General features: G+C 74.0%; 6 protein-coding genes. 1 reads left to right on the top strand and 5 read right to left on the bottom strand.

The window, feature by feature from the left end:
• The first annotated feature begins 83 nt into the window (after window positions 1–83).
• Window positions 84–368 carry a chorismate mutase gene (locus tag ACFWNV_RS27385; protein WP_383952144.1) on the top strand — a complete coding sequence of 95 codons (285 nt, stop codon included), beginning with the start codon at window positions 84–86 and terminating at the stop codon, window positions 366–368.
• 285 nt (window positions 369–653) lie between these two features.
• Here ACFWNV_RS27385 and ACFWNV_RS27380 read toward each other — a convergent pair whose 3' ends face one another.
• From ACFWNV_RS27380 to ACFWNV_RS27360, 5 genes are all read right to left on the bottom strand, one after another.
• Window positions 654–2,312, bottom strand: coding sequence for a peptidase (locus ACFWNV_RS27380; protein ID WP_383952142.1), 1,659 nt, complete (start codon window positions 2,310–2,312; stop codon window positions 654–656).
• Window positions 2,313–2,504: 192 nt separating this feature from the next.
• Window positions 2,505–4,286, bottom strand: coding sequence for a GMC oxidoreductase (locus tag ACFWNV_RS27375; protein ID WP_383952140.1), 1,782 nt, complete (start codon window positions 4,284–4,286; stop codon window positions 2,505–2,507).
• 73 nt (window positions 4,287–4,359) lie between these two features.
• Window positions 4,360–5,988: a succinic semialdehyde dehydrogenase gene (locus ACFWNV_RS27370; RefSeq protein WP_383952138.1), complete on the bottom strand. Its 1,629-nt coding sequence runs from the start codon at window positions 5,986–5,988 to the stop codon at window positions 4,360–4,362.
• Window positions 5,989–6,172: 184 nt separating this feature from the next.
• Window positions 6,173–7,894 carry a serine/threonine-protein kinase gene (locus ACFWNV_RS27365; protein ID WP_383952136.1) on the bottom strand — a complete coding sequence of 574 codons (1,722 nt, stop codon included), beginning with the start codon at window positions 7,892–7,894 and terminating at the stop codon, window positions 6,173–6,175.
• Window positions 7,895–8,011: 117 nt separating this feature from the next.
• Window positions 8,012–10,495 (bottom strand): serine/threonine protein kinase, encoded by a 2,484-nt coding sequence (locus tag ACFWNV_RS27360; RefSeq protein WP_383952134.1) that lies wholly within the window; start codon window positions 10,493–10,495, stop codon window positions 8,012–8,014.
• Window positions 10,496–10,843: the final 348 nt, after the last annotated feature.

The raw sequence follows: 10,843 nt of genomic DNA, 5'->3' as shown, positions 1-10,843 counted from the left end.
CTTCCCAGAGCGCCCCGGGCCGACAGGACCGGGGCGCTCTGGCGTTCCCGCTCCGGTCGGACCCCACCGACAGGAGACCGACCATGAGCACGACCACGATCACCGCCACCACCCCTGCCATCACCGCCGAGCAGCTGATCTCCGGCTCCCGCGAGCGGATCGACGCCATCGACGACCGGATCATCGGCCTGATCCAGGAACGGATGGCCGTCTCGACGGTCATCCAGGAGGCCCGGATCGGCTCGGGCGGGCGCCGGGTGCACCTGTCGCGGGAGATGGAGGTCCTGACCCACTGGAGCGACGCCCTCGGCAAGCCCGGCACCACGCTCGCGATGACCTTGCTGGAGCTGTGCCGCGGCCGGGTCTGAGCCCGCGGCAGTGCCCGTGACGCCGGCCGTGACGCCTGTTCGTCACCCGTCCGGACCGTGACCGCCCCCACGGCCCTTCGTTGATGCGGATGACCGTGCCAGCCAGGTGCGGGACGCAGCACCACGCGTGGCTCCGCTGGAGCGATGAGACGCACCCCCAGGGGTGTGCGTCGTGGGACCTCGCTCCTTCATGTGACCGGACGGCAGGGGACAGCAGCCCGGTCACCACACAAGGACGGCCGGCCCGGGGGACGCCCCGGACCGGCCGTTCTTCTGTTTCCTCCGTTACGCGCGGCCGGTGGCCCGGCGGCGCAGCGCCAGGAACACCGCGCCGCCCGCGGCCACGAGCGCCGCACCGGCGATCAGGAGCGGCCCGGGGGCGGAACCGGTTTCGGCGAGCCCGCCGTTCGGCGTCTTGCCGCTACCGGCGCCGGGGCTCGGCGTGGTGCTCGTACCCGGCGTGGCCGCCGGGGACGCGGGAGCCGTCGGCGTCGGGCCGGCGGTGGTCGGGGGCGCGGTCGGCGTGGGGGTGGCGTCCTTGCCGTTGATCACGAAGGCAGCCTTGTTGTTGGCGCGGTTCGGGTCCCAGGCCTGCGGGGTGGTGCCCCCGTCGGACCACTGCCCGACCGAGACGGAGCCGGTGGCGGAGGCCACGACCTTCTCGATCTTCAGCTCGAACGGGAAGCCCAACACCTGCTTCTCCCCGATGACGTGCGGGGTCCCGCAGAAGTAGCGCGGGGCGCCCAGCCGCTCCTCGCGGGGGGTGCCGTCCGCCGTGACGGCGATGCAGTGCTCCGGCACCTTGGTGACCTTGGCCCCGGCCGGAATCACGATGTCGGCGCGGGCCACGTCCTCGCCCGAGCGGAAGTGGGCGATCCACGCCGGGCCCTCGTTGCGGAAGCCGAGCTCGGCCCTGACGGTCTCGCCCGCCTTGCCCTTCAGGGAGGCGGGGGTGGCCACCAGGTCGGCGGTGTTCTTCACCGCGAAGTCGAAGTCGTGCCGGTTGTTCCACGGGTCCAGGTCCGCCGCACGCGGCGCGGCCTTGGCCGCGCGCGTCCTGAGGTCCAGCTTCTTGCCCGCGCGGGGAGTGCTGAGCTTCTGCGTGGACTTCGGCTGGGAGCCGGCCTCGTGCACCCCGTAGATCAGTCCTTCGAGGAAGGCGTGCGGAGCGGCCTCCAGGGTCAGCGCGTCGGCGATCTCCCAGACCTCACCCGGCTTGATCTCGTTGTCGAAGGTGCACACCGTCATGGACCAGCCCTGGTTCCAGGGCTTGCCGGTGGTGTCCTTCTCGCTGGTGGCGCAGTTGTCGTACTGCTCGACCAGTCCCATGCCGTGCGTGGTGTCGAGCTCCAGCGCCACGCCCTTCACGGACTCCGTGCCGGTGTTCCCGAAGACGATCGGGAGCGGCTGCCTCTCGCCCGGAGCCAACTTCGCCTTGAGGGCGGCCTCCTCCATCACCAGGTCGGGGCCGCCGATCCGGACCTTCGTGGTGGTGGGCGCGATGGTGATGCCCTCCGCCGCGCCGGTCATCGTCAGGTCGACGACCGTGCCGGGCTTGCTGCCCTTGACGGCCGTGAGGTCCAGGGCCCCCACCCAGTTCTCGCCGGTCGAGATCCCCCAGAAGTTCTCGCAGGTGACCGCGGTCGCCGTGAGGGTGCAGCGGTGGCCGGAGTTCTCGCCGAGGGCCACGTCCGCGACGCCCTTGAGCGGGCTCAGGTCGACCGTGAAGGTGCTCCGGTGCTCGAACTCGCTCCCGGTCGGGTTCCCGACCCGGAAGTCGACCGTGGTCTTCTGCCGCCCGCCGCCGTCCCCGGTGTACGGGCTCAGGCCGATCTCCGCCGGGCTGGTGAGCGTGAACACCGGGTCCGCGGCGTTCGCAGGGGTGGTGGCCAGGCCGACGGCCACCAGGCCGGCTGCCGCCAGCAGGGAGATGCGCTTTCTCATGCCGGTCCTGACCCACGAGGGGCCCCTCTGGTTGCCCTGTTCACCCTGTGACGGACGCCACACTTCTGTCGCCGGATTTCCCTACAACCATCCGGGCCGGACAGCTGTCTTGCTTGTAGTTCGGCGGGTACCGCGCTCGGAGGGGGAGTGCGGTGCCCGCCGAAGTCATGTGGCGGGCACCGGCGCCACCGGCTATTCGGCGGGGGCCGCCGAGCGCGGCGGAACCTCCGGTACCGCCAGGAACGGCAGGCGCAGCGCCCCGAAGGCCTCCTTCGGCACCGCCGGACGGGCCGGTTCCACGGCCGCCAGGCGGGCGTAGGCCGCCCCCTGTTCCGGGCGCGGGTCGTGCTCGCCGTTGTTCGGCCAGTAGGACATCGCCCGTTCCGCCTGCGCGGTGATCGTCAGCGACGGGTTGACCCCGAGGTTCGCGGAGACCGCCGAACCGTCCACCACCGAGATGCCCGGATGCCCGTAGAGCCGGTGGTACGGGTCGACCACGCCCTCCTCGGGCGAGGCGCCGATCGGGCAGCCGCCGAGGAAGTGCGCCGTCAGCGGGGTGCCCATCAGCTCGCCGACGTTGCTGCCGGGGAACCCGTTGATCTCCTCGGCCAGCAGGGTCGCCGCCCGCGTGGCCTCGGCGATCTGTACGGGGTTGGGCGCTCCGTGGCCCTGCCGGGCGGTGAGCAGGCCCTTTCCTATGCCGCCGGGCTTGCGGTAGGTGGTCAGGGAGTTGTCGAGGGACTGCATGACCAGGCCGATGATGGTGCGCTCCGACCAGCGCCGGTTGGACAGCGAGCGCAGCAGCTGCACGGGGTGGCGGGCGGTGCGTCCGAACCAGGCGCGGACCCGGTGGCCGGAGTAGGGCACCTGGAGGATGGTCATGAACCCCATCGCGTTGGAGCCCTTGCCGTAGCGCACCGGCTCGATGTGCGTGTCGGCGTCGGGGTGCACCGAGGAGGTGATGGCCACGCCCCGCGTGAAGTCGGCCCGCTTGTCCTTGCCGTGCCGCTTGCGGTAGCGGCGGTCATCGGTCTGCGCGCCTACGAGGCCTTCGGAGTTGGTCCGGGTCAGATCGCCGAGCCGGTCCGAGAGGCGGGGCAGCTCGCCGAGGTCCTTCATCGTGTGCAGGAGGGTCTGGGTGCCGTACGTGCCCGCCGCGACGACCACGTAGCGGGCGCGCAGCACCGTGGGCTCGGCGCGGCGGCGGCCCTCGGTGGGGACGGTGCGGACGCGGTAGCCGCCGTCGGGGTGGTCGGAGAGGGCGGTGACCGTGGTCATGGGGTGGATGACGGCGCCGGCCCGCTCCGCGAGGTGCAGGTAGTTCTCGTTGAGGGTGTTCTTCGCCCCGTGCCGGCAGCCGGTCATGCACTCCCCGCACTCGGTGCAGGCCTTGCGGGCGGGGCCGGCGCCGCCGAAGTACGGGTCGGCGACCTCGTCCCCGGGGCGGACCTTGCTCTGGCCCTCGGCATCCTCGCCGTCCCCGAAGAAGACGCCGACCGGGGCCATGTGGAAGGAGTCCGCGACGCCCATCTTGGCGGCGGCCGCCTTGAGGTGGACGTCGGAGGGGGTCTCCGTCGGGTTGAGCCGGACCCCCAGCATCCGCTTGGCCTGGTCGTAGTAGGGGGCGAGCTCGTCCCGCCAGTCCGTGATGGACGCCCACTGCCGGTCCTCGAAGAAGGCGGTGGGGGGCACGTAGAGGGTGTTGGCGTAGTTGAGGGAGCCGCCGCCGACCCCGGCGCCCGCGAGGACCATCACGTTGCCGAGGAGGTGGATGCGCTGGATCCCGTACAGGCCGAGGGCCGGGGCCCACAGGTAGTTGCGCAGGTCCCAGCTGTTCTTCGGCAGGCTCTCGCGGGTGAACCGGCGCCCTGCCTCCAGGACGCCGACCCGGTACCCCTTCTCGGAGAGCCGCAGTGCCGAGACCGACCCTCCGAAACCCGATCCGATGACGATGACGTCGTAGTCGTACGACACTGCGGTGCCTCCCGAACGGAACGGACTGGCGGAACGGACTGGCGGAACGGGCTGGGCCCTCTGACCGGGCCGTCTAGCGGAGCCGGAACGCCTTCATGACCTGGAGGCTGCGGGTCATGAACGCCGCGTACTTCTCGTCGTCCATCCCGAACGAGGGGCCCATCGGCAGCAGCCGCTGGTGGGCGACGGTCTGGGCCTCGGTGTACTTGAGGATGCCCTCGGAGCCGTGGCGGCGGCCGAGGCCGGATTCCTTCATGCCGCCCATGGGCGCCTGGGCGCTGCCGTAGGCCGGGGCGTACCCCTCGTTGATGTTGACGGTGCCGGTGCGCAGGCGCGCGGAGACGGCGTGGCCGCGGCGGGCGTCCTTCGTCCACACGCTGGAGTTCAGGCCGTAGGGGGTGCCGTTGGCCTCCTCGATGACCGCGTCCTCGTCGGTGAAGCGGTAGATGGAGACGACCGGGCCGAAGGTCTCCTCCCCGCACACCGCCATCGCCGTCTCGACGCCGTCGAGGATGGTCGGCTCGTAGAAGAGCGGGCCGATGTCGGGGCGGGCGATGCCGCCGGTGACGAGGGTGGCGCCCTTGGCCACGGCGTCGTCCACGTGCCGCTGTACGGCGCTCAGCTGGCGTTCGCCGGCCAGGGAGCCCATGTCCGCGCCGTAGGCGAGGGAGGAACCGAGCCGCATGGCCTTCGTACGGGCCGCGAACCGGGCGACGAACTCGTCGGCGATCGAGGCGTGCACGTAGAGCCGCTCGATGGAGATGCAGAGCTGGCCCGCGGAGGAGAAGCAGGCGCGGACGGCGCCGGCGGCGGCCTTCTCCACGTCGGCGTCGCGCAGGACGAGCATGGCGTTCTTGCCGCCGAGTTCCAGGGAGGCGCCGACGAGGCGGGCGGCCGCGCCCTGGGCGACCTCGCGGCCGGTGCGCGTGGAACCGGTGAACGAAACGTAGTCGGCGTGGCGGACCACCTCGGGGCCGACGACCGGGCCCTCGCCGATGACGATCTGGAACACCTCGGCCGGCAGGCCCGCCTCGATCATCAGGTCGCGGGCCCACAGGGCGGTGAGCGCGGTCTCGGTGTCGGGCTTCATCACGACGGCGTTGCCCGCGACGAAGGCGGGCAGGGCGTCGCCGATGGACAGTTCCAGCGGGTAGTTCCAGGGGGCGATCTGGCCGATGACCCCGCGCGGCTGGCGCAGCTCGGTGACCTTGGTGAGGGTGGGCATGGCGCCCGTGTGGCCCTTGGGGCGCAGGTACGCGGGGGCCTTGCGGCCGTAGTGCCGGGCCGCGATCGAGACGGCCTGGACCTCCTCGTGGGCGTGCAGGCGGGCCTTGCCGGTCTCCAGCTGGATCAGGTCGAGCACCTCGGCCTGCCGGGACAGGACCAGGTCGTGGAAGCGCAGCAGGACGGCGGCCCGGGCCCGGACGGGCACGGCGGCCCAGGCGGGCTGCGCGGCGCGGGCCGCGGCGAAGGCGGCCGCCACGTCGTCGGGGGTGGCCTCGGGGAGCTCCGCGAGCCGGTCCCCGGTGAAGGGGGTGTGGTTGGCGGTGCGGCCGGAGCCGGTCACGCCGCGGGTCAGCCGGGCGACCAGTTCGGGGGTCACCACGTCGGCGGCGCTCCGGGCGCCGGCCGGGGCGGGGGCGACCGGGTTGGTGGGCTGCGGGGCGCTGCGGAGGGGGGCCGGGGCCTGCGTGTCCGTCATGGCCGTGAGCGTATTCCGCCCGGGGCGCTTTGGGTACCCGCCGGTAACCGGATTTTGCCATTTCTGCCAGTGATCGCTGGCAGGATGGCGGATTCCGGGCGCCGGGGGGCGGGGGCCGGGGGCGGAGGGCGGAGGGCGGGGGCGAAGGGCGGGGGCGAAGGGCGGGGGCCAGGGCCCTGCGGCGTCAGCGGGGCGGAGCCGGCTGCCAGCCGCTGAGCACGATGTCGAACTGCTCCCGGGTCGTGTCCCAGTCCGCGACCGGACCCGACATGTACACCGCGTACTCGGTGCCGTCCGGTGCGTAGTACATCTGCTCGATGGCCCGCCGGGGCCCGGTGAACGCCCCGGTCTTCTCCGTCCAGACGAACTCCCACAGGGCGGACTTGACCTGCCCCCGGAAGGTGTTCGGGTGCAGGGTCTGACGCACGTAGTCGGAGCGCTTCTGGACCTGCTTCTCCAGGTCCAGCAGGTGCGTGTACGGGTCCTTGAACGTCGGGTTGGGGTCCTTGGCGATCCGGATGAAGTGCTTGCCGCCGTCCTTGGTGTAGTCGATCTGCGAACCGTCCTCCCGGCGCTTCCAGCCCTCGGGGACGAAGAGGGTGAAGCCCTCCTTGTCGACCACCTTCGCCCAGCCCTCCGGCGGGGTCTTCTCCGCCTGCCCCTTGGCGTCCCCGGCGCCGGCCGAGGATCCGGCCGGGGTGTCCGGCGAGCCGGCCGTGCGGCCCGGGATCCCGCCGTCCGTGGCCGAGTCGCTGGTGTACTTCAGGATCCCGAACACCCCGCCGCCGCCGAGCAGCGCCGCCACCACGGCGACGACCGCGGCCCGCCTGATCCGGCCGGGGGCTCCGGTGTCCCGGCGACCCGGACCGGCGTCTCCGCCCGACCCGGCCGGTCCGCCCGCTCCGCCCGGTCCGGCCTCCGAGCGGGTGGCGAAGGTCTGTTCCGGGCTCGTCCGGCCCTGGCCCTGCGCGCCTCCACCGGGCAGCTCGGACGTGTCCGCCTGCTCGTTCCGGGCGGCGCCCAGCTCCTCGGAGCCCATCGCGCGCGTGGGTACGTACGCCTGCGCCGCCCGCGGCTCGCGGCCCTCCATCGCCTGCAGGAACATCTGCTCGGCCTCGTCGGCCGACGGCCGCTTCGCCGGGTCCTTGCGCAGCAGCGCCGTGATGACCGGGGCCAGCACGCCCGCGTGGGTCGGGGCGGGCGGCTCCTCGTTCACCACGGCCTGGAGGCTGGAGATGGGCGAGGTGCGGCGGAAGGGCGAGCGGGCCTCGACGGCCGTGTACAGCGTCGCGCCGAGCGACCACAGGTCGGAGGCCGGGTCGGGGGCACCGCCGGTGACCCGTTCGGGGGCCAGGTAGTCGATGGAGCCGATGAGTTCGCCGGTGCGCGTGATGGAGGAGTCGCCCTCGATCGCGGCGATGCCGAAGTCGGCGAGCATCACCCGCCCGTCCTTGGCGAGCATCACGTTGCCCGGTTTCACGTCCCGGTGCAGGACGCCGACGGCGTGCGCGGCGCGCAGCGCACCGAGCACGTGCAGGCCGATCCGGGCCGCCTCGCGGGGTTCGATCCGGCCGGCCGTCTTCGCCGCGTCCGCGAGGGAGGGGCCGTCGATGTACTCCATGACGATCCAGGGCCGGTCGTCGTGTTCCAGTACGTCGTGGACCGTGACGACCGCCGGATGCTGGATCCGGGCCGCGGCCCGGGCCTCCTTCTGCGTCCGGGCGTGCAGGACGTCCCGGTCGGCCTGGGCGACGTACAGGCCCGCCGTCAGTTCCTTGACGGCGACCGTCCTGTGCAGCAGCTCATCGTGCGCGCGCCACACCTTGCCCATGCCGCCCCTGCCGATGGACTCCACGAGCCGGTACCGGCCCGCGAGCACCGCACCTGCACCTGTCTGCTGTTCCACGAATCCCCGCCGCCGCTCTGTGCACTTCCGGTCAGACTACGGAGATCCCGGGCGACGGCGGAACCACTCGGCGGCGGTTGGGCCGCACTGTGACGCAATCGCCGTACTGATACCGCGTCAGCCGCCGGTCTTGTAGCTGGCCGTTGCCTGCTCGAAGGTCTCGGTGACCTTGCCCTCCTGGTCCTGCGGGCCGGTGACCATGACGACGTGGTAGGAACCTCCGAGCGCGACGACGAAGTTGCGGGCCACGACGGACCGGCCGGTGCCGTCGATCCAGGTGTACCGGCCGGTGACGCGGAGCTGGTTGCCGACCTTGGTGGACCTGATGTCGCTGACGCTGGACCAGGTGGAGGAGCGGTACGGAGCCAGCTCGGGCTCCTTGTCCTTCTGGTAGGTGGCCGGGTCGGGGTTGCCCTCGACCTTGTCCCGGCCGGGGACGACGGTCAGGGTGAAGGCCCCGTCCGTGTACCGGACCTGACCGGACTCGTTCATTCCGCGGCGCTCCCAGCCGTTCGGAACGTTGATCGAGAAGTGCTCGGCGTCCTGCTGGGCCGTGTACCCGGACGGAGCGGGGGCGTTGGGCTGCGGAGCCGGCTTCGACTCGGGCGGGTTCGCGGAGGGGCTCGGAGCCTGACCGGACCCGCTCGGCTTCGGGCTCGGAGCGGTGCCGCGCCCCGGGCTCTGCGACGGGGACGCGGCGGGCGGCCTCATGCCGGCGGCCTTCTGCCCGCCCTGCGGATCGGCGGAGCGGGGCATGAAGAACAGGGCGTAGGCCACGGCTCCCGAGAGCAGGACGAGGATCCCGAGTAACAGGGAACGCCCCAGCGAGCGCGGCTTGCGGGGGTGTTCGGCGCCGCGGGCGCTGCGGTGGCGGCCGTGCAGGTCGGCCCGCCGCCGCACGACGGGCAGCCGGGCCGGATCCTCCACCACCGGCGGCAGCATGGCGAAGCCGCCGTCCGGCTCCGGAGCGGACCGCACGAGGGAGCGCAGCCAGCCGCGGAGCTCCTCGAAGTCGGGCCGCTCGGTCGGGTCCTGGCGCAGCAGGGACTCCACGATCGGGCGCAGCGGACCGCACTCCTCGGCGAAGGCCGGGGGCTCCGCGCAGACCATCTCCACCAGCTCGGCGACGCTGTCCTCGGGGTACGGGGCATGCCCCTGTACGGCCCGGTACAGCAACGCGCCGAGCCCCCACAGGTCGGTGGCCGGCCCGACGGGCGCGGCCAGCTGCCACGGCCCGTGCACGGCCTGCGCCTGCTCGGGAGCCCACCGCTCGGTGACGGCCCCGACCACGGCCATCCGCGTCTGCCGAGCCCGCTCGGCATCGAGCCCGCTCCGCGGCCCACTCCCCCACCCGGCACCGGCGCCGCCGGCACCGACGCGCACCGCACCCTGGCCGGGCCCCTGCGGACCGGCCCCGGAGGGCACCGGGTATCCGGCGGCACCCTGCGGACCGGGCCGACCGTAGCCGCCGGGCCCTGCGGCCGCCGGGTGTCCGGCGCCGCCCTGCCTGCCACTCTGCGGGCCGGTCCCGGTGCCGGTCTGCGGGCCGGTCTGGCCGTAGCCGCCGGGCCCTGGGGGCGGCTGATATCCGGCACCGCCCTGCGGGCCGGTCCCGGTCCCGGTGCCGTTGCGCGGACCGGTCTGGCCGTAGCCGCCGGGCCCTTGGGCCGTCTCGTATCCGGCACCGCCCTGCCGACCGCCCTGCGGGCCGGTCCCCGTGCCGGTGTGCGGGCCGGTCTGGCCGGGGGTGCGGGGCGCGGAGGCCGACGGGTGTCCGGCGCCTCCTTGCGGGCCGGTCTGCCGAGCGTCCTGCCCGTACCCGGCGCCGCCCTGCGGACCCGTCTGCCCGTATCCACCGGCCTCGGCCGGAGCCGCGTATCCGGCGGCGCTCGGCGGGCCGGCCTGCGGGCCGCCCTGTCCGGCCGCCGCCGGGTCCGGGCGGCCCGGGCCGAGCTGGGGCTGCCCGCCGTATCCGGTGCCGTCCCGCCCGGCCGACAGGCCGAAGCCCGCCTGATCCTGCTGTCCTTGGCCCGGCCCGGGCAGCGCGCTGCGCTCCGTGCCGTCCTGCGGATGTGCCCGGCCGTCCGACGCCGCCGGCTGCCCGGGGACCTGGCCGTCGCCGGGGGCGTCCGCCTGCTGGTAGCCCTGCGGAAGGGCGAGTTGCGCCGGCAGCGCAGGACGGGCCGGCGGCTCCGCCCCGGCCGGGGGCAGGGCCTGGCGGCGCGGGGTGGCGCCGTGCCAGGTCGCACCGCTGTCGGGGCCGCCGTACGGGTACGAGTACCCCTGCGGCAGCTTCGACCCCGCCGGCCTCGGCTCCGCCTCCGGCTCCGGCGCGGGCTCCGAACCGGCCTTGCGCTGCTCGGTGATCCGCGCGGCGGCCTGGGCCCCGGCCCGGTACGCGGCGATGGCCCCGGCCCGCGCAGCGGCCTTCAGGTCGGGCCGGTCCCCGGCGGCGCCCGGGGTGCCGGGGGCACCCTGGGTGGTACCGGGAGTCCCGGAGGCACCGTGACCGCCAGGTGCACCGGCAACGCCGGGGGCACCAGGCGTCCCGGGCGTACCGGCAGCCCCCGAGCCCCCGGGAACACTCGGAGAGCCGTGCACGCCGGAAGCACCCTGTACGCCGAGGGCACCGGAAACGCCGGGTGCACCAGGCACACCGTGCGCGCCAGGGCCACCGAGAGCACTCGGAGCTCCGGCACCACCGGAGTTACCGGACTCGGACGCATCGGGACCGTTCTCGGTCCCGGGGCTTATGTGGTCCCGGTAGCGCGGCCCGGTGTCGTACCCCGGAGCCACGAGCGGCGCGTACTCCGCCGGGTTCCCGCCGCTCCGGGCGGCCGTCCCCGCACCCGCCGCACCGTCCTGCGCGGACCGGTCCGCGCGCCCCTAACGGTCCCCGCCCCCGGCCCCGGGGGGGGGGGGCGCCCGCGCGCGGGGCTGCCCCCCCCG

This window comes from Streptomyces sp. NPDC058401, assembly GCF_042722885.1.
GTDB lineage: Bacteria > Actinomycetota > Actinomycetes > Streptomycetales > Streptomycetaceae > Streptomyces.
Note: the sequence above shows the minus strand (reverse complement) of the source record. Positions and strands in the feature narration are given on the sequence as shown.